This window comes from Mesorhizobium sp. DxT (assembly GCF_058448885.1).
In genome coordinates this window covers 139,272-157,961 of the sequence record NZ_JBZFLJ010000006.1, presented here as the reverse complement: position 1 = coordinate 157,961, position 18,690 = coordinate 139,272, and the positions used below count along the sequence as shown (strand labels likewise).

Annotated in this window: 18 protein-coding genes, 1 pseudogene and 1 riboswitch; of the genes and pseudogenes, 11 read left to right on the top strand and 8 right to left on the bottom strand. The window is 65.8% G+C overall.

What is annotated here, in order from left to right:
* Nucleotides 1–3: 3 nt before the first annotated feature.
* Both ACVJNE_RS13245 and rnhA read left to right on the top strand, forming a co-directional pair.
* The gene (locus ACVJNE_RS13245; protein WP_499566210.1) at nt 4–972 is read left to right on the top strand and encodes a homoserine kinase; all 969 of its coding nucleotides are present in this window, start codon (nt 4–6) and stop codon (nt 970–972) included.
* Nucleotides 969–1,430 (top strand): ribonuclease HI, encoded by a 462-nt coding sequence (gene rnhA / locus ACVJNE_RS13240; RefSeq protein ID WP_379016063.1) that lies wholly within the window; start codon nt 969–971, stop codon nt 1,428–1,430. The genes ACVJNE_RS13245 and rnhA overlap by 4 nt, the downstream gene beginning before the upstream one ends.
* Here the strand turns inward: rnhA and ppdK are convergent.
* A complete protein-coding gene (gene ppdK, locus ACVJNE_RS13235) occupies nt 1,427–4,090 on the bottom strand; it encodes a pyruvate, phosphate dikinase (protein ID WP_499566208.1) in 2,664 nt (887 codons plus the stop codon). The two genes, rnhA and ppdK, sit on opposite strands and share 4 nt — an antisense overlap.
* 196 nt (nt 4,091–4,286) lie before the next feature.
* On the opposite strand from ppdK, the gene ACVJNE_RS13230 reads away from it, so the two are divergent.
* Nucleotides 4,287–4,637, top strand: a complete 351-nt coding sequence (locus ACVJNE_RS13230) for a VOC family protein (RefSeq protein ID WP_173186391.1) — start codon at nt 4,287–4,289, stop codon at nt 4,635–4,637.
* A 2-nt stretch (nt 4,638–4,639) separates the two neighbouring features.
* Nucleotides 4,640–4,984: a GFA family protein gene (locus ACVJNE_RS13225; RefSeq protein ID WP_499566494.1), complete on the top strand. Its 345-nt coding sequence runs from the start codon at nt 4,640–4,642 to the stop codon at nt 4,982–4,984.
* On the opposite strand, the gene ACVJNE_RS13220 is transcribed toward ACVJNE_RS13225, so the two are convergent.
* The 5 genes from ACVJNE_RS13220 to ACVJNE_RS13200 form a co-directional block, all read right to left on the bottom strand.
* Complete coding sequence (locus ACVJNE_RS13220; RefSeq protein WP_499566206.1) at nt 4,978–5,370, bottom strand: hypothetical protein; 393 nt, start codon at nt 5,368–5,370, stop codon at nt 4,978–4,980. The genes ACVJNE_RS13225 and ACVJNE_RS13220 overlap by 7 nt on opposite strands.
* Nucleotides 5,371–5,450: 80 nt before the next feature.
* Nucleotides 5,451–5,777 carry a putative quinol monooxygenase gene (locus ACVJNE_RS13215; protein WP_499566204.1) on the bottom strand — a complete coding sequence of 109 codons (327 nt, stop codon included), beginning with the start codon at nt 5,775–5,777 and terminating at the stop codon, nt 5,451–5,453.
* Nucleotides 5,778–5,814: 37 nt separating this feature from the next.
* Complete coding sequence (smc, locus tag ACVJNE_RS13210) at nt 5,815–9,273, bottom strand: chromosome segregation protein SMC (RefSeq protein WP_499566202.1); 3,459 nt, start codon at nt 9,271–9,273, stop codon at nt 5,815–5,817.
* Nucleotides 9,274–9,324: 51 nt separating this feature from the next.
* Nucleotides 9,325–10,014, bottom strand: coding sequence for a DsbA family protein (locus ACVJNE_RS13205; protein WP_499566200.1), 690 nt, complete (start codon nt 10,012–10,014; stop codon nt 9,325–9,327).
* Nucleotides 10,015–10,156: 142 nt separating this feature from the next.
* The gene (locus tag ACVJNE_RS13200) at nt 10,157–10,651 is read right to left on the bottom strand and encodes a DUF721 domain-containing protein (protein WP_499566198.1); all 495 of its coding nucleotides are present in this window, start codon (nt 10,649–10,651) and stop codon (nt 10,157–10,159) included.
* 54 nt (nt 10,652–10,705) lie between these two features.
* On the opposite strand from ACVJNE_RS13200, the gene mutY reads away from it, so the two are divergent.
* The 5 genes and pseudogenes from mutY to ACVJNE_RS13175 form a co-directional block, all read left to right on the top strand.
* On the top strand, nt 10,706–11,827 hold the full coding sequence (gene mutY / locus ACVJNE_RS13195; RefSeq protein WP_499566196.1) for an A/G-specific adenine glycosylase: 1,122 nt from the start codon (nt 10,706–10,708) through the stop codon (nt 11,825–11,827).
* The gene (locus ACVJNE_RS13190) at nt 11,824–12,432 is read left to right on the top strand and encodes an HAD family hydrolase (protein WP_499566194.1); all 609 of its coding nucleotides are present in this window, start codon (nt 11,824–11,826) and stop codon (nt 12,430–12,432) included. Before mutY ends, ACVJNE_RS13190 begins: the two co-directional genes overlap by 4 nt.
* A 156-nt stretch (nt 12,433–12,588) precedes the next feature.
* Nucleotides 12,589–12,649, top strand: a riboswitch (Fluoride riboswitch).
* A gap of 79 nt (nt 12,650–12,728) precedes the next feature.
* Nucleotides 12,729–13,106 carry a fluoride efflux transporter CrcB gene (gene crcB / locus ACVJNE_RS13185; RefSeq protein ID WP_499566192.1) on the top strand — a complete coding sequence of 126 codons (378 nt, stop codon included), beginning with the start codon at nt 12,729–12,731 and terminating at the stop codon, nt 13,104–13,106.
* A gap of 12 nt (nt 13,107–13,118) precedes the next feature.
* Entirely contained in the window at nt 13,119–13,556 is a 438-nt protein-coding gene (locus ACVJNE_RS13180) for an EamA family transporter (RefSeq protein ID WP_499566190.1), read from the top strand.
* A gap of 40 nt (nt 13,557–13,596) precedes the next feature.
* Nucleotides 13,597–13,761 (top strand): annotated as a pseudogene (locus ACVJNE_RS13175) (cation transporter); the annotation flags it as partial.
* An 815-nt stretch (nt 13,762–14,576) separates the two neighbouring features.
* Here the strand turns inward: ACVJNE_RS13175 and ACVJNE_RS13170 are convergent.
* Nucleotides 14,577–15,710 (bottom strand): site-specific DNA-methyltransferase, encoded by a 1,134-nt coding sequence (locus ACVJNE_RS13170; RefSeq protein WP_499566188.1) that lies wholly within the window; start codon nt 15,708–15,710, stop codon nt 14,577–14,579.
* Nucleotides 15,711–15,875: 165 nt separating this feature from the next.
* On the opposite strand from ACVJNE_RS13170, the gene ACVJNE_RS13165 reads away from it, so the two are divergent.
* On the top strand, nt 15,876–16,565 hold the full coding sequence (locus ACVJNE_RS13165) for an HAD family hydrolase (protein ID WP_499566186.1): 690 nt from the start codon (nt 15,876–15,878) through the stop codon (nt 16,563–16,565).
* A gap of 2 nt (nt 16,566–16,567) precedes the next feature.
* Here ACVJNE_RS13165 and ACVJNE_RS13160 read toward each other — a convergent pair whose 3' ends face one another.
* Nucleotides 16,568–17,173 (bottom strand): hypothetical protein, encoded by a 606-nt coding sequence (locus ACVJNE_RS13160; protein WP_444851203.1) that lies wholly within the window; start codon nt 17,171–17,173, stop codon nt 16,568–16,570.
* Between the two features lie 101 nt (nt 17,174–17,274).
* Between ACVJNE_RS13160 and thrC the strand changes: the two genes are divergently transcribed.
* Entirely contained in the window at nt 17,275–18,687 is a 1,413-nt protein-coding gene (gene thrC / locus ACVJNE_RS13155) for a threonine synthase (RefSeq protein ID WP_499566184.1), read from the top strand.
* Nucleotides 18,688–18,690 lie beyond the last annotated feature (3 nt).

Here is an 18,690-nt window from a genome sequence, read left to right as displayed (position 1 = left end):
CACATGGCCGTCTACACCGACATCACCGAGATGGAACTCGGCGCGTTCCTGCGCGGCTACGCCATCGGCGACCTGCTATCCTACAAGGGCATCGCCGAAGGCACTGAGAACTCCAACTTCATCCTGCACACAAGCGGCGGTTCGTTCATCCTCACGCTGTATGAAAAGCGGGTGGAAAAGCGCGATCTCCCGTTCTTCCTCGGCCTGATGGAGCATCTTGCCCGGCAGGGCATCTCCTGTCCGTTGCCGGTTCATCGCCGCGACGGCGAGATCATCGGCGAGCTTGCCGGCAGGCCGGCGGCCATCATCACGTTCCTCGAAGGCATGTGGCCGCGCCGACCGAGCGCCGCGCACTGCCGAGAGGTGGGCAAGGTGCTTGCCGCAATGCACCTGGCCGGCGCGGATTTTCAGCTCTCGCGTCCCAACGCGCTTTCGCTGCCTGGCTGGCACAGGCTGTGGAAGGGCTGCGTCGACCGCGCGGACGAGGTAGAGCCCGGTTTGCGCGCCGAGGTGAGCGCGGATTTTACCGCCTTGGAGGCGGCGTGGCCCGCCGATCTGCCGGCCGGCGTCATCCATGCCGATCTCTTCCCCGACAACGTCTTCTTTCTCGGCAACGACCTCTCCGGCGTCATCGACTTTTATTTCGCCTGCAACGACTTCCTCGCCTACGATGTCGCGACCTGCCTCAATGCCTGGTGTTTCGAGCGCGACCACGCTTTCAACCTGACCAAGGGCACGGCCTTCCTCGCCGGCTATCAAAGCGTGCGGCCGCTGACACCGGCCGAGATCGAGGCGCTGCCGTTGCTCTGCCATGGTTCGGCGCTGCGCTTCATGCTGACGCGGCTCTACGACTGGCTGAACGGTCCTGGCGGCGCGCTGGTCAACAAAAGGGACCCGCTCGAATATGTGCGCAAGATGCGCTTCCATCGGCAGATCGGTTCCGCCTCCGAATATGGCGCGGTGATGCCATGAAGAATGTCGAGGTGTTCACCGACGGCGCATGTTCGGGCAATCCCGGTCCGGGCGGCTGGGGCGCGATCCTGCGCTTCAATGGTATCGTCAAGGAACTCTCCGGCGGAGAGGCCGAAACCACTAACAACCGCATGGAGCTGATGGCGGCGATCTCCGCGCTCGGCGCGTTGAAGGAGCCGTGCACGGTCGATCTCTACACCGACTCCAACTACGTCAAGGACGGCATTTCTGGCTGGATCGAGGGCTGGAAGCGCAACGGCTGGAAGACGGCGGCGAAAAAGCCGGTCAAGAATGCGGAGCTTTGGCAGGCGCTGGATGAGGCGCGCCGGCGCCACAAGGTCACCTGGCACTGGGTCAAGGGCCATGCAGGCCACCCCGAGAATGAGCGTGCCGACGAGCTCGCCCGCCTCGGCATGGCCCCCTTCAAGACGAAACGCAGGCCGGCGGCGGCCGGCTAGCCCTTGCGGCTCGCTGCCTGCGCCGCCGCCAGCCTGGCGATCGGCACGCGGAAGGGCGAGCACGATACATAGTCAAGCCCGACCTCCTCGCAGAAATGGATCGAGGTCGGGTCGCCGCCATGTTCGCCGCAGATGCCGAGCTTGATATCGGGTCGCGTCGCTTTGCCTTTCTCTGCCGCCATCCGCACCAGTTCGCCGACACCCTCGAGGTCGAGCGAGATGAATGGATCCTGCTCGATGATGCCCTTCTGGCGATAGGTTTCGAGGAAGGACGAGGCGTCGTCGCGCGAGATGCCGAAAGTCGTCTGGGTCAGGTCGTTGGTGCCGAAGGAGAAGAACTCCGCGGCTTCCGCAATCACATGGGCGCGGATCGCCGCGCGCGGCAGCTCGATCATCGTGCCGACCAGATAGTCGATGGTCGTTCCGCTCTCCTCCATCACCGCCTTGGCGACCTCGTCGATGCGGGCCTTGACGTAGTCGAGCTCTTTCATGATGCCGACCAGAGGTACCATGATCTCCGGCACCACCGGGCTTCCGGTCTTCTTGCCGGCCTCAACCGCGGCCTCGAAGATGGCCCGCGCCTGCATCTCGGCGATCTCGGGGTAGGAGACCGCCAGCCGGCAGCCGCGATGGCCGAGCATCGGATTGAACTCGTGCAGCGCCTCGGTGCGCTGGCGTAGCTTCTCGGCCGAGACGTTCATCGCCTTGGCGACGTCCGCGATCTCCTCCTCGCTCTTGGGCAGGAACTCGTGCAGCGGCGGGTCGAGCAGGCGAATCGTCACCGGCAGCCCGGCCATGATTTCGAACAGCTCGGCGAAGTCAGAGCGCTGCATCGGCAGAAGCTTGGCAAGGGCTGCGCGGCGGTCCTTCTCGGCATCCGACAGGATCATCTCGCGCATCGCCACGATACGCTCGTCGTCGAAGAACATGTGCTCGGTGCGGCAGAGCCCGATCCCTTCCGCACCGAAGGAGCGCGCCATGCGCGCGTCCGCCGGCGTCTCGGCATTGGTGCGCACCTTCATCCGCCGGATCTGGTCCGCCCACTGCATGATCGATGCGAAGTCGCCGGAAAGCTCGGGCTGCAGCATGGGCACCGCGCCCTTCAGCACCTGCCCGCTGGCGCCGTCGATGGTGATGACGTCGCCCTTCTTCAGCGTCTGCCCCATCGCCGTCAGCGTGCCGGTCTTGTAGTCGACGCGCAGCGTGCCCGCGCCCGAGACGCAGGGCTTGCCCATGCCGCGGGCAACCACCGCCGCGTGGCTGGTCATGCCGCCGCGTGTGGTCAGAATGCCTTCGGCGGCGTGCATGCCGTGAATGTCTTCCGGGCTTGTCTCCACGCGCACCAGGATCGCCTTGCGGTTCTGTGCGCGCATCTCCTCCGCGTCGTCGGAGGAAAAGACGATCTCGCCGGTAGCCGCACCGGGCGATGCCGGCAGGCCGATGCCGATCACGTCACGCTTGGCGGACGGGTCGATGGTCGGGTGCAGAAGCTGGTCAAGCGATGCCGGGTCGATCCGGGCTACAGCTTCCTGCTTGGTGATGAGCCCCTCGGCTGCCATATCGACGGCGATCTTCAGCGCGGCCTTTGCCGTGCGCTTGCCCGAGCGGGTCTGCAGCATCCACAGCTTGCCGCGCTCGATGGTGAATTCGAGATCCTGCATGTCGCGGTAGTGGCGTTCCAGCCGCTGCGAGATGTCGACGAAGGCGGCGAACGCCTCAGGCATCACCTTCTCCATCGAGGGCTTGTCGGCGCCGGCCTCGATGCGGGCTTCCTCGGTCAGGTTCTGCGGCGTGCGGATGCCCGCCACCACGTCCTCGCCCTGCGCGTTAACGAGGAACTCGCCATAGAGCCTGGCTTCGCCCGTCGACGGATTGCGGGTGAACGCGACGCCCGTTGCCGAGGTGTCGCCCATGTTGCCGAACACCATCGCCTGCACGTTGACCGCCGTGCCCCAGCTTTCGGGAATGTCGTGCAGCCGGCGATAGGTGATCGCCCGGTGATTCATCCAGCTCGAGAACACCGCGCCGATCGCCCCCCAGAGCTGCTCCTGCGGGTCCTGCGGGAAGGGGGAGCCAAGCTCTTCCTCGACCTTCGCTTTGTATAGCCCGATCACCTCCTGCCATTCCCTAGCGGAGAGGTCGGTGTCGAGCTCATGGCCGCGCCGCGCCTTCTCGTCTTCCAGGATTTCCTCGAAATGCTCGTGGTCGACGCCCAGCACGACATCCGAATACATCTGGATGAACCGGCGATAGCTGTCATAGGCGAACCTCTCGTCGCCGGAATCACGCGCAAGTGCGGCGACGGTCTCGTCGTTGAGGCCGAGGTTGAGCACCGTGTCCATCATGCCCGGCATCGAAGCGCGCGCGCCGGAGCGCACGGACACCAGCAAGAGCTTGTCCGGATCTCCGAAGCGCCTGCCGACGATCGCGCCGATGCCTTCGAGCGCCTCGGCGACCTGCGCCTTCAGATCGTCGGGGTAGGTGCGGCCGTTGGCATAATATGAGGTGCACAGTTCTGTGGTGATGGTGAAACCCGGCGGGACCGGCAGCCCGAGGCTGCACATCTCGGCAAGATTGGCACCTTTGCCACCCAACAGGTTCCGGTCTCCGGCGCTGCCTTCCGCCTTGCCGTCGCCGAAGCTGTAGACCCACTTCGTCATCCTGCTTCCCCGTCTCCGTGCGTGTTCGCCGGCGTTTTTCCGCCCGCGCGCTGAGCGATAAGACCCCGAACCCGCAAAGGCAAGCAGCCAGCAGGGGCGGTTCCCAAATCAATCGATTAGGCACGGCGAAAATTTTCGACTTGCGGGTATCGGCCGTACGGATTAGAACAAAAAGAGAACGATGGAGAGTGGAATTATGCGCAAGGACGGCAAGCTCGATTATCTGGAAATGCAGGCTGCCGGAGGCACGATCGACAGCGTCAAGTCCTTCTACAGCGCCGCCTTCGGCTGGTCGTTCACGGATTATGGCCCATCCTATTCAGCCTTCGAAGAGGGGCTGGATGGCGGTTTCGACGCACAGACCGCGGCCGAAACGAAGCCGCTTCCGGTACTCTATTCGGATGATCTGGAACGGTCAGTGGAGGCTGTCGAGGAAGCGGGTGGCAGGATCGTCCGGCCGATCTTCACCTTCCCGGGCGGCAGGCGTTTCCATTTTACCGATCCGGCCGGCAACGAGCTGGCAGTGTGGAGCGAGAAGGGCGCGTGAAGATGCAGACCGGAAGCTGCCATTGCGGCAAGGTGAAGTTCGAGGTCGAGGGAGAGTTCGCCGAGGCGATGGAATGCAACTGCTCGCATTGCAGCCGCAAGGGTTATCTCCTGTGGTTCGTGCCGCGCGAGCAACTGCATCTGCAGACACCGCAGGACGACCTGTCGACCTATCGCTTCAACCGTCACGTGATCGACCACCATTTCTGCCTGAATTGCGGCTGCGCTCCATTCGGGTTCGGCACCGCGCCCGACGGCAAGGCGACGGCGGCAGTCAACATCCGTTGCCTCGAGGGCGTGGATCTGACGTCCGTGAAGCGGGTTCCGGTCGACGGTCGCAGCTACTGATTGGCGAGCAACTTGCGCAGGCGGCCGGTGGCGAGCCCGACCTCCGGCTCTTTCTGGAGCGCCATCAGGTGACGCAGCCGAAAGGCGGCAGCGGCTTCGCCGCCCGCCTCGCCGATCAGCCCCGCCGCTTCTTCGCGGAAGCCGGGCAGGGCAGTGGTCTCGTCCACCTCCTTGTCGGCCACCATGTGATCGATACGGGCGATCAACTCCGAGAGGGTGCCCATCCACGCAAAGCGCGGGTCGCCGATCAGGGCAAAAAGCATCGTGTACGGGTTCTGCAGTGCAGGATCGTCGCCGATTTCGGCGCGGATGAGCGCGCGATGCAGGTCCTTCAGCGCGCTTGAGAGCGCGACAACCTGGGCCGTATCGGAGTTCTGATCGGGCATCTCTAACTCTCTTTCGTGCACTGGCGTCAACCAACCGCGCCGACGCTCGTGATCTCGCGGTTAGACCCTTGCAAGCTGCTCTATGTGAGGTCGCCGAGCCGGGAACGCAACAGCAGCGGATCGGTCTCGATCAGCCTGAGCGAACGGACCATTTTTTCCGTGCCGGTCTTGTACTTGAGGAAGTGTTCGGATTGCAAATGAGCCCGATAGGCGTCCTCGTCGGCATAGATCTCGACAAGGCGGCGCTGCGTCGGCTCTCCGCGCACGCGCATGGCATAAAGCATCAGCACACCTGGTTCTTTTGAGATCGAGGCCTCGATCTCCTCCTTCAGCAGCGCATCGTATTCGTCCAGACAATCCGGATCGATCTCGATTTCTGCCAGCCTCACCAGTGGTTGGTCGCTCACGAACTCCTCCGGTTCTGCGATGCCGCGCCCGCGCCGATCAGCTCGCCTCGCGCATCTGCTCGGCGGTTTGCAAGTCGACCGATACGAGCTGGCTCACGCCCTGCTCGGCCATCGTGACGCCGAACAGGCGGTTCATCCGCGCCATGGTGATGGGGTTGTGGGTGATGATGACGAACCGCGTCTCGGTGGTCGCCGCCATTTCGTCCATCAGGTTGCAGAAGCGCTCGACATTATGGTCGTCGAGCGGCGCGTCGACCTCGTCCAGCACGCAGATCGGCGCGGGGTTGGTGAGGAACACGGCAAAGATCAGCGCCATAGCCGTCAGTGCCTGCTCCCCGCCCGAAAGCAGCGTCATCGTCTGCGGCTTCTTGCCGGGCGGACGGGCGAGAATTTCCAACCCGGCCTCAAGCGGGTCGTCGGATTCGATAAGCTGCAGTTCTGCGGTGCCGCCGCCGAAGAGATGCGTGAACAGTCGCTGGAACTGGGTGTTGACCACCTCGAAGGCGGCCAGCAGGCGCTCACGGCCTTCCCTGTTTAGGCTCTGGATCGCCTGGCGCAGTCTGCGGATCGCCTCGATCACGTCCTCGCGCTCGGCGACGATCGTCTCCAGCCGCTCGGCCATTTCACGCTGTTCTTCCTCGGCGCGCAGGTTCACCGCGCCCAGCCGCTCGCGCTCGATCTTCAGGCGTTCGAGATTGCGTTCGACGACGGTCATGTCGGGCATCGGATCGTCGGCTTCGAGCCCGGTATGACGGATCACCAGATGCGGCGGCACGTTCAGCGCCTCCAGGATGCGCGCCTCGACCTCCTTGCGCCGCTCGTCGGCGGCCGTCAGCCGCTCTTCCGCGCGTACCCGGTTTTCGCGGCCCTCGGCCAGCGCCTGGATCGCGGCGGTAGCCGCCTTGTCCAGCTCGGCCTGTCGGTTCTCGGCCTCCTGCAGCCGGTCGGCTGCAGCCTTGCGCAGCGTTTCGGCCTCGCTGAGCTGCGATATCAGCGCCCGGCGGCGCGCATCGAGCTCATCCGGTGCCTCCGCCAGTGCGGCATGCTCGTTGGCGGTCTCCGTGCGGCGCTCGCGCAGCGAAGCGATGTGCGTATCGGCATTGGCCGCGCGTTGCGTCCACGATGTTCGCTCGGTGCCGATCGCGGTCAGCCGGCGCGCGCGGGTCTCGGCTTCACGGCGGAGCCCCTCATGTGCCGCGCGCGCGTCGGCGAGCTTCGCCCGATCCTGCGCCACGTCGCGTGCCAGCCCGTCCAGTCGCACCTGAAGCTCCGAAAGGTCGGGTGCGACTTCGAGCGCCTTCTGCGCCTGCTGAAAACCATCCTCGGCTTCGGCAAAGCTTTCGGCGACCCGGCCGCGCGACTCGTCCAGCACAGCGCGGCGGCTCGCCAGTTCGCCGGCAGCTTTTTCCGCGCGTGCCAGTGCGTCGCGTGCCTCGCCCAACGCGCGCTGTGCGTCGCGCCAGCCCTCGCGGGCGGCCTTTTCGGCATCCACGGCCTGCTTCACCCGCGCTTCGCTGGCAGCAAGTGCGGCCTCCGCAACGCGCAGCGCGCGCGTGGCTTCGGTCGCTTCCGCTTCGAGTTCCGCGAGGCGGTTCTTCTGCGCCAGCCGCAGTGCGGCTGCGGTAGGTGCATCGGCACTCGCCGTCAGCCCGTCCCAGCGCCACAGCGCACCGCTGGCGCTGACAAGCCGCTGGCCCACCTTCAATTCGCGTTGCAGCCTGGCCCCGTCCGCATCCTCGACAATGCCGATCTGCGCCAGACGTCGGGCAAGCTGGTGGGGTGCCGTCACTACGTCAGCCAGCGGCCTCGCGCCTGCAGGCAGGGCAGGATCGTCCGCCTGCCGTTCGGCCTCGCCCCAATGGGCTGGTGCCGCGCGATCCAGTGGGACGTCGAGGTCTTCGCCCAGCGCCGCGCCCAGCGCCGTCTCGAAGCCACGCTCGACCTTGATCTGTTCGAGCACTGCGGGAAAGAGATCGCCACTCGCGGCATTGAGCATCTTGGCGAGCGTGCGTGCTTCAGTTTCAACGCGCTGCAATTCGCTGCGGGCCTCGGCCAGCGGGGGGCGGGCCGCGGCCTCGGCCGCGCGGGCGTCCGCGACGGTCTTTTCCGCCTCGACAGCGGCCGTCTCGGACGCGGTCGCCGCCGCCTCGGCCTCATCCACCAGAACGCGCTTCTCGGCCGGGTCGGCAAGTGCTGCGATTCGCTGCGCGATCTCAGCCGCCTCGCGGTCGATCTCGGCAAGTTGTCGCTGAAGCCGGTCGCGGCGCTCGCCGGTCTCGCGCAGCGTGCGCTCGATCTGCCCGCGCGCGGCGGACGCCTCGGCGCGTTCGGAGGTCACCTTGGCAAGCGCGGCCTCGCTTGCCGCCAGATGCGCCTGCGCTTCCTCGAAGGCGGCGCGCGTCTGCGCCTCGCGCTCGGCCGCACCTGCATTCTCCGTGTTCAGCGCGCGTTCTTCGACGTCGAGCCGTTCCAGCACGTCGGCGTTGTCGCGCACGAGCTGTTCCTCGCGGGCGATGTCGGCGTCGAGCTGGGCAAGCCGCTTCTCGAGCTCCGCATTGCGCGCGCGCATGCGGTTGGCTTCTTCCTCGAGCTGCGTCTTTGCGATCGTCAGCCTTTGCAGGGCTGCGGCGGCCGCCGCTTCCGCGTCGCGAAGCTCCGGCAGCTTGTGGGCGCCGACCGCCTGGTCCTTGGCGGCTTGCATCTGGCCCGCCGCACGGTCGCCCACCAGCGTGGTCGCCTGCGCCAGGGCCGACTTCGCTTCCGCTTCCTGAGTTTTCGCCTGCGTCCAGCGAAGGTGCAGCAGGATGGCCTCCGCCTTGCGGATCTCCGCCGAAAGGTTCTTGAAGCGCGAGGCCTGGCGGGCCTGTCGTTTCAGGCTTTCGATCTGGCTTTCCAATTCGCCGACGACGTCGTCAAGCCGTTCGAGGTTCTGCTCGGCGGCGCGCAGCCGCAGCTCGGCCTCGTGGCGGCGCGTATGCAGGCCCGAAATGCCCGCCGCCTCTTCCAGCAAGGCCCGGCGCGCCTGCGGCTTGGCCTGGATCAGCTCGCCGATACGGCCCTGGCCGACCATCGAAGGCGAGCGCGCGCCGGTCGACTGGTCGGCGAAAAGAAGCTGCACGTCCTTGGCGCGCGCTTCCTTGCCGTTGATGCGGTAGATCGACCCCGCCTCGCGCTCGATGCGGCGCGAGACCTGCAATTCATCCGCGTCGTTGAAGGCGGGCGGCGCGGTGCGGTCGCTGTTGTCTAGAAACAGCGTCACCTCGGCCGTGTTGCGGGCAGGGCGCGTGCCGGAGCCCGAGAAGATCACGTCGTCCATGCCGGACGCGCGCATGTTCTTGTAGGAGCTTTCGCCCATCACCCAGCGCAGCGCTTCGACAAGATTGGACTTGCCGCAGCCATTCGGCCCGACGATGCCCGTCAGGCCGCGCTCGATGACGAATTCGCCGGGTTCGACGAAAGACTTGAAGCCGAGAAGGCGGAGGCGCGAGAATTTCATGCGCGCGCCTCCGCGGACGCGCGGAAGCGGTGCCGCGCGGGAACCGTGCGGTTACAGCATGCTGTCGATGATGGCCGACATCTCGGCAACCGTCAGTGCCCCCGAATACTTGTTTCCGTTGATGAAGAAGGTCGGCGTGGCATCCACGCCGAACTCGCTTGCGCCGCGGGCCCGCACTGCTCTCACATCGTCCAGAAGTTTCTGGTCAGTCAAGCAGGCCTCGAACGACTCCTGTGAAAAACCGGCCAGTTTGGAGATTTGCAGCAGTGCTTCGCGCGCATTTTCCACGCCGGCCCAGGCCTGCTGCTGCTTGAACAGCACGTCCACCATGGCGAAATACTTGGTGTCAGCGCAGCGCGCGAGCATGAAACCTGCTTCCGCCCGTGGGTCGAAGGGGAACTCGCGCATGATCATGCGCGCCTTGCCGGTGTCGATGTAGTTTTCCTTGATCGCCGGCAGCGTGTTGTTGTGGAAGTTGGCGCAGTGGCCGCAGGTCATCGACGCATATTCGACGATCGTCACCGGCGCATCGGCTTCGCCCAGCACCTTTTCTGGCAACGAGCCCTCTTCAAGCAGCTTGGCCATGTCGACGGTGCCGGCGGGCTGCGGCGCATCGGCTGCCGCCGTCGCGGTCTGCGCCTGCGCGCTGCCGGAATCGCTGCATGACGACAGGAATGCCGCGGCTGCGGGCACTGCCACCAGCGATGCGAGAACGGTTCGGCGTGGAATGGCGCGGGTCATGCGAATCACCTGTTTGCGGTTGAATGGTGCAGCTTTGGAGCATCCAAAGGCGAGTGTCGAAGCGAAATAAGGCAAATCTGTCCCCAATCCAATCGCCTTGAAGCGACAGATCGTTCACGAAAGCGCGAAACAGGGTGTGACTTCAGCGCTTTTCGCCGAACACCGAGCGGCCGAGCCGTGCCAGCGCCTCGCGCAGGGCGTCATCCTCGATGCCCCCCACCAGCGTGTCGAGCCGTGCCGTCTCCTGACCGCTGAGCGGCCTCATTCGCGGCCGGGGCTTTGGCGCCGGGGCGACCGGTTTCTGCACGATGCGTATGCGGCCGATCGCGGCGAAGCCGAGGAAGGCGTTGACCCTGGCGATGATCTCGCCCGTTTCGTGCTGCAGCCGCAGCGCGGCCGCCCCCTCGCAGGCGATCACCAGCGTCGCCGGTTCGAACGGATCGTCATCGCTCAGCCGGCGCGGCCATGCGATCTTTTCCGGTCGTGTGCTCTGCGCAAGCCGCTCGCCGGCGATTTCATCCCACGACTGCACCAGCCCGATCGTGATGCCGGCGCGCTTGCGCAGCACCGGATCGATCACATGGGCGGCGAGATCGCTCACCGGCACGGCATTGCCGTCTCTGCGTTTCCCTGTCATGAGCGGTCGGCGCTTTTCCTTCGCGCGGGGGCGCGATTACGGTTCACTGGGTTGATGACGACCGACACTAGCAGCATTCGCGGCGAAAATCAGGAGGCGAGGGCGGCGGCTCTTCTCGCCTGGTACGACGCCCACCATCGCGAACTGCCCTGGCGCACGCCGCCGCGCGAGATCGCCGCCGGCCGCCGGCCGGACCCCTACGGCGTCTGGCTGTCGGAGGTCATGCTGCAGCAGACCACGGTGGAGGCGGTGAAGTCGTATTATTTGCGCTTCCTGGCCCGCTGGCCCACCGTCGCAGACCTGGCCGCTGCCGAAACTGACGACGTCATGAAGGCCTGGGCCGGCCTCGGCTACTACTCGCGTGCCCGCAACCTCAAGGCCTGCGCCGACCGGGTCGCGGCCGACCATGACGGCCTTTTCCCCGACACGGAGGACGGGCTTCGCGCTCTGCCGGGCATCGGCGCCTACACGGCCGCCGCAATTGCCGCGATCGCCTTCGGCAGGCCTGCGGTGGTCGTCGACGGCAATGTCGAGCGCGTGGTGTCGCGACTTTTCGCCATCGCCACCCCGCTGCCGGCGGCCAAGGAGGAAATCAGGCAGCATGTCGAGGCCATGCTGCCCGCCGGCCGGCCGGGCGATTTCGCGCAGGCGACGATGGACCTCGGCGCGACCATCTGCTCGCCTCGTCGGCCGAAATGCATGCTCTGCCCTCTGAATGAAGGCTGCGCCGCGCTGCGCGAAGGAGATCCCGAGCGCTACCCGGTGAAGCTGCCCAAGCCCGAGCGGCCACAGCGGCGCGGCGCGGCCTTTGTCGCGATCCGCAGCGATGGCGCCGTACTTCTGCGCAAGCGGCCGGGTTCCGGCCTTCTGGCAGGCATGGCCGAGCCGCCCACCACAGGCTGGACCGCCCGCGCCGACGGCGAGACGGGCGTTGGCGCGGCACCCTTCGCCGCCGGCTGGCGCGCGGCGGGCTCGATCCGCCACGTCTTCACCCATTTCGAGCTGACGCTGGACGTCTTCCGCGCCGAGCGCGTCGAGCATACGTCGCCGCCCGGCTGGTGGTGGTCGCCGCCGCAAGACCTTTCCGGCGAGGCGCTGCCCACCGTCATGAAGAAGGCAATAGCCGCGGCTATGGAGGGTGCGGCAACCTATCGAGAGCAACAGGACAAGGCATGATCCAGATAGACCACATCGTCTTCGACATCGGCAAGGTGCTGATCCACTACGACCCGGACCTGCCGTTCAGCCGGCTGATTCCCGACGAGGCCGAACGCCGCTGGTTCTTCGACAATGTGTGCACGTCGGACTGGAACATCGAGCAGGATCGTGGCCGCACCTGGCAGGAGGCCGAGGCGCTGCTGATTGCCGAGCACCCGGCGCACGAGGAAAACATCCGCAACTTCCGCCGCCACTGGCACGAGATGGTGCCGCATGCCTATGACGGCAGCGTCGCCATCATGGAAGGCCTGATCGCGCAGGGCCGCGACGTGACCATGCTTACCAATTTCGCCGCCGACACCTTCACCGAGGCGAGGGGGCTCTTTCCGTTTCTGGAAAAGCCGCGCGGCGTCACGGTCTCCGGCGAGGTCGGCCTCATCAAGCCCGACGAACGCATCTATCGCCTGCACGCCGACACCTTCGGCCTCACCCCCGCCACCACGCTCTTCATCGACGACAGCGCGAAGAACGTCGAAGGCGCGAAGGGAGCTGGCTGGAACGCCGTGCTCTTCACCGGCGCAGACAGGCTGGCGGAGGATTTGAGGGAGCACGGGGTGATGTGAGGGGGGCGGGGAGCGAACATAATTCGCGATTTCGCGCTCTGCCCAATAGCTGCCAGTAAGATGCCCAAAGAGTGTGCCTCGGCGATAGACACGCCACCTGCAAATCAAGGCAGCCTATCGCAGCATTTGACGCTCGACCCGGGCATGGCTATGTTTCGCCGTGATGGGGATGGAGTTCCCCGATAACCGCCGCAAGGCTGATGACTCCTGCCGGGCGCATTGCGTCGGCGGGAGCAGTGCACCCTCCGAAGGCCGTCTGGAAAGGACCACAAGTCGCCTACAGGAGGGACACCCGCATGTATCTCGCATCGCTTGTCTTCGTCGGAGGCGGCATCGGCTCCGTCCTCCGCTACGCCTTGAGCGTGGGTGTCCTGCGTCTCGGCTGGACAGGGTTTCCGGTTGCCACCCTCGCCGTCAACGTCATCGGCGGCTTTGCAATGGGAATGCTTGCGGGCTGGTTCGCCTTCCGGGGCGGCGGGCCACAGGCATGGCGGCTGTTCCTCACCACCGGGCTGATGGGCGGCTTCACGACATTCTCGACCTTCTCTCTGGAGACCGTCCTGCTGTATGAAGAAGGCAGGATCGGCGCTGCGGCTGGTTACGTCTGCGCTTCGGTCGTACTTGCGATAGCCGGGCTTGCCGCGGGCCTCGCCCTTGTCCGAGCCTTCAACTGAGAAGCGACCATCATGAGCAGCACCATCCTTCCCTGGCAAGCCTGGGCACTCCTCTCTGCCGCTTTCGCCGCGCTCACCGCGATCTTCGCCAAGGTCGGGGTTGAGAGCGTCAACTCCGATTTCGCGACCTTCGTCCGGACCTGCGTCATCGTCGTGGTGCTGGGCGGAATCCTTTGGGCGACCGGGAACTGGCAGGCGCCCTCCGGTGTGCCCGGCCGGACATGGGTGTTTTTGTTCCTGTCTGGCCTGGCGACGGGTGCCTCCTGGCTCTGCTACTTCCGCGCCCTCAAGCTCGGCGACGCTGCACGCGTCGCGCCAATCGACAAGCTGAGCGTCGTGCTGGTCGCCGTCTTCGCGGTCATCTTCCTCGGCGAGAAGCTGACCTTACCGAACTGGCTCGGCGTCTGCTTCATCGCGCTCGGGGCCGTTCTCGTCGCCTACAAGGGATAGGCCGATGGGAACCACGTTCGACCCTGCTCTGTGACGCGTCGTGCTGATCGTCGCTCTGGCGAACCTCGCCTATTTCGGCATCGAGTTTACGGTAGCCCTTTCGATTGGCTCGGCCTCGCTCTTCGCCGACAGCATCGACTTCCTCGAAGACGCGCCGGTGAACCTCCTGATCTTCTTCGCGCTCGCCTTGGCGGTCGCAGCACGCGACGCTGGCTCGGTGGGCAAATCCTGCGTCCACTCGCCCCTAGCTCGAAAAAATATCCGCGCCTTTCAGCCTCTTGGCCGTTTCCACCGCGCCCATTCGCATCTTTTCTGTCCACGCCCGTGGCCGCCTGCGGGACAATGCCGCATCGCCTTCGTGGGACTCGGATGCGCACCGGGTATCCGGGGAAGGCGACGGTCTCCGGGTCGGTCGCGTCGACGGTAGCGCGGCTTGGTGGGATCAGACCTGCCCCAGATCCGGGCCTCGGCGATGGTCCGGCCGGCTCAGTCCGTCCCACCGCGCCGCAGGTGAACGCACCGGCGGGGCGCGAACGTCGCGCCACGTATCTGCTACTCGGAAGGCCCGGCCTCGCGCCCCGCTTCCCGTTCTTTGACAATGGCCGGATGCGAAAGCAGGCGCGGCGACGGCAAAGCTCGACGTCATCCCGGCCAAGGGAGCGTCAGCGACCGCTGAGCCGGGACCCATTGAGCAACGCGGCCGGGTTGCGGGTTCGTAGTGAGGTCATTGAAACGCGCCACAACAGGAGCGGGGCCGTGCTCGACGATGATCTGGCCAATGGGTCCCCGATAGCCTTCGCTGCGCTCCGGCTTCCGGGATGACGGTTGCAGGCCGGCCGCAAGCCCGCGACTGCGGGTCGCCGGACGTCCGGCGCCCTTGCGGAGCGCCAGTGAGCCGAAGGCAAGCGGTGCGGCGTGTGAGCGAAGACCTACGCCCGCGACTGCGGGCCGCCGGTCGTGCGGGTCCCTCGCGGAGCGCCAGCGAGCCGAGGGCGATCGGTGCGGCGCGTGAGCGGAGGCCTACGCCCCCGAGCGCTCCATTCCGAGGCGGGCGATGCGGCGGAGGTCGTCGATGGGGTTGAGGCCGCCATTGCGCTCGTAGTGCCAGAAGGTCCAGCCGTTGCACGCATCCAGTCCCTGCACGGCCGCGCCCACCTTGTGGATTGATCCCGAGGCGGTGTCGCAGGCCAGCGTGCCGTCGGCGCGCACCCTGGCGCTCCAGCGCCGCTTGGCGTCGTAGAGCGTGGCGCCCGGCTTCATGAGACCGCTGTCGAGCAGGCTGACGAAGGCGACGCGCGGCTCGGCGCGCTTGCTGGTCATGACCGAAAGCTCGGCCTCGCCCAGCGGGCGCACGGCCGATATACGGTCGAGCGCAGCGTCAATATAGGCCTGCTCGCGCTCGACGCCGACGAAATGCCGGCCTAGCCGCTTGGCCACCGCGCCGGTGGTGCCGGAGCCGAAGAACGGGTCGAGCACCACGTCGCCCGGCTTGGACGAGGATAGCAGCACCCGCGCCAGCAGCGCTTCCGGCTTCTGGGTCGGATGAACCTTGGCGCCGTTCTCGTCCTTCAGGCGTTCCGCCCCGGTGCAGATCGGAAACAGCCAGTCGGAACGCATCTGCACGTCGTCATTGGCGGCCTTCATCGCTTCGTAATTGAAGGTGTAGCTCTTCGCCTTGGCGTCGCGCGAGGCCCAGATCATCGTCTCGTGGGCGTTCTGGAAGCGGCGGCCGCGGAAATTCGGCATCGGGTTGGTCTTGCGCCACACCACGTCGTTGAGGATCCAGAAGCCCAGGTCCTGCATCGTCGCGCCGACGCGGAAGATGTTGTGATAGGAACCGATCACCCAGATCGTGCCGTTGGGCTTGAGGACGCGGCGCGCGGCCAGAAGCCAGGCGCGGGTGAAGGCGTCGTAGGCCGCGAAACTCTCGAACTGGTCCCAGGCGTCGTCGACCGCGTCGACCTTCGACTGGTCGGGCCGATGCAGGTCGCCATCGAGCTGCAAATTGTAGGGCGGATCGGCGAAGATCACGTCGACCGACTTTTCTGGCAGCCGCTCGAGCGCAGCGACGCAGTCGCCCTTGAGGATGGTGTCGAGCCAATGGGCGGCGGGGGCGGCATGGGAGAGATCGTCGAGGAGACGCAGGGCAGACATGGTACACCGGATACGCGGGGTTACTGTTTACTTCGCGTTATGGTTACCGCAGCGCGTAAATATTTAATGAAGCGGCGATTTGGGCAGGCAGGGCGGATTTGCCGTTTGGGCCTGCATGGTGTAAGCCCCGCGCCTTCATTGGCTGGCCGTGGAGAGCGCTGAAGGATGTCCGGTATCGATCTCGTCATTTTCGATTGCGACGGTGTGCTCGTCGATTCCGAGATCATCGCCGCGCGGGTCGAGGCGGAACTGCTGACCGCCGCCGGCTACCCGATCGAGGCCGAGGAACTCGCCCGGCTCTATTCGGGCCTCACCTTCAAGGACATCATGCTGCGCATCGAGCAGGAATCGCAGCAGCTCTTCCAGGCGAGCCTGATCGCCGAGGCCGAGGAGCTGGTGGATCGCCGGCTGCGCGCGGAGGTCCGCGCCATCGACGGCGCGGCCGAGGCGGTTGCGTCGGTGACAACCAAGCGCTGCATCTGCTCCAATTCGGGCACCGAGCGGCTGCGCGCCATGCTCACCCGCACGCATCTGCTGCCCTTTTTCGACGGCGTGGTGTTTTCGTCGCTCGACACGCCGTCGGGCAAGCCGAAGCCTGCGCCGGACGTCTTCCTTTACGGCGCGGAGAAGATGGGCGCCGATCCCGCCAGAACCTTCGTCGTCGAGGATTCGGTGCACGGCGTTGCCGGCGCGAAGGCTGCCGGCATGAGGGTGATCGGATTCACCGGCGCCTCGCACAGCCATCCCGGCCATGCCGACCTCCTGATGGAGGCGGGCGCCGAGACTGCCATCCGCCGCTGGGCCGACTTCGCGCCCATGCTGGCCGCGCTGTCGGAATGGTCGGAAGACGCCTGAGCCTAGCGCTTGGCGTTCGAGGGCTCGTCGAAGCCGACGAGGACGCGGATGTTGCGCGCCGTCGGGTTCGGCATCGAGATGCTGGCGTCGCTGAACACGAACTGCGTCGCACCGGCGATGTCCGTGACGTTGACCTGATGGGTCTTCACGTCCGACTGAACCTGCTCGGTGTCACGAAAAACCGTGACGCGCAGCGGCAGATTGACCTGACCGGCGCTGCCCTGAGGGCCGGGGACCACACGGCCCGCCACGGCGATCGTCATGTTCATGATGCCGTTCTGATAGGTGCAGCTTCGCGTGGTGTCGCTGATCGACGCCTGGTAAATAACGGCAGAGGGATCGTCAGCGGCGTTGCGCTGGTACGTCGTGTGGACCGCGCCGTCGCTGCGCAGCGCAACCGACGGGCAGTAGGCCAGAAGCTCCTGCTGTGTGACCCGCGTGTCGGGCGCCGCGGCTGGCTGAGCGTTGCCGCCGCCTCCAAGATTGAGCGCGCCCAGCGTGTCGCCAGACTGGCATCCGGAGACGGCGAGTATAAAGCCTGCCGCGGCGATACCCGCCAGCTTTCTGCGTTCAAACAAACTGACAGCCATAAACTGCACTTCCCTCATGCAAAGGTGGCGTTCTATACCAACGCCGCAATGAAAATGCGACCATTGGATTGCGGTTTTTCCGTAGCCGGATTCAAGGTCCCGACGATGGACGAGCAATCATGCGTTATGTGAGCACCAGGGGCAGCGCGCCCGCACTCGGTTTCCGCGACGTGCTGCTGGCTGGGCTGGCCCGGGACGGCGGCCTCTACGTGCCGGCCGAATGGCCGAAGTTCAGCGAGGCCGAGATCCGCGCCATGCGCGGGCTGGCCTATCCGGAACTGGCGGTGCGACTGCTCACCCCGTTTGTCGGCGGCGAGATCGACGAGGCGACGTTCGCCCGCATCGTCCGTGAAGCCTATGGTACTTTCCGCCACGAAGCCGTCTGTCCGATCGTCCAGACGGGCGCCAACGAATTCGTGCTCGAACTCTTCCACGGTCCGACGCTGGCATTCAAGGACGTGGCGATGCAGCTTCTCGCCCGCCTGATGGATCATGTCCTGGCGGAGCGCGGCGAGCGGGCGACGATTGCCGGCGCGACGTCAGGCGACACGGGCGGCGCGGCCATCGACGCGTTTGGAGGCCGCGACCGTACCGACATCTTCATTCTGTTTCCGCATGGCAAGGTCTCGCCGGTGCAGCAGCGGCAGATGACGACGTCGACGGCGGCCAACGTGCACGCGATCGCCGTCGAAGGCAATTTCGACGATTGCCAGGACCTCGTGAAGGGCATGTTCAATCACCATGCCTTCCGCGACAGGGTGCGGCTATCCGGTGTGAACTCGATCAACTGGGCGCGCATCATGGCCCAGATCGTCTATTATTTCTCGTCGGCGCTTTCACTCGGTGCGCCCGACCGGGCCGTTTCGTTCACCGTGCCGACCGGCAATTTCGGCGACATCTTCGCCGCTTATGCGGCCAAGCGTATGGGCCTGCCGATCGACCGTCTGGTCATCGCCACCAACGACAACGATATTCTGGCGCGTACGCTCGCCACCGGCACCTACGAGACACGCGGCGTGATGGAGACCACGTCACCGTCGATGGACATCCAGGTCTCGTCCAATTTCGAGCGGCTGCTGTTCGAGGCGCATGGCCGAGACGCCGACAGTGTCGTGCGGGCGATGCAGGGGCTGCGCCAGTCCGGCAGCTTCGAGATCGGCGAGCCGGCGCTCGATGCGATCCGCACCGAATTCGACGCCGGCCGCTCGTCGATGGCCGAGACTGCCGACACGATCCGCGACGTGCTTGCGAAATCCGGCTACCTCATTGATCCCCACACGGCCACGGCCGTGAAGGTCGCGCGCGAGAAGGCGGAGCCGACAACGCCGATGGTCGTGCTTTCCACAGCCCATCCGGCAAAGTTCCCGGCGGCCGTCGAGGCCGCATGCGGCGTGTCTCCGGCCTTGCCGGTATGGCTCGGCGACCTGATGGAACGGCCCGAGAAATTTGCGGTGCTTCCATCCGATCCGAAAATGTTGGAAGATCATCTCAGCCGCCTCTCCAGAGCGGCCCGCGAGAGTTCAGGGAGTTAAGTC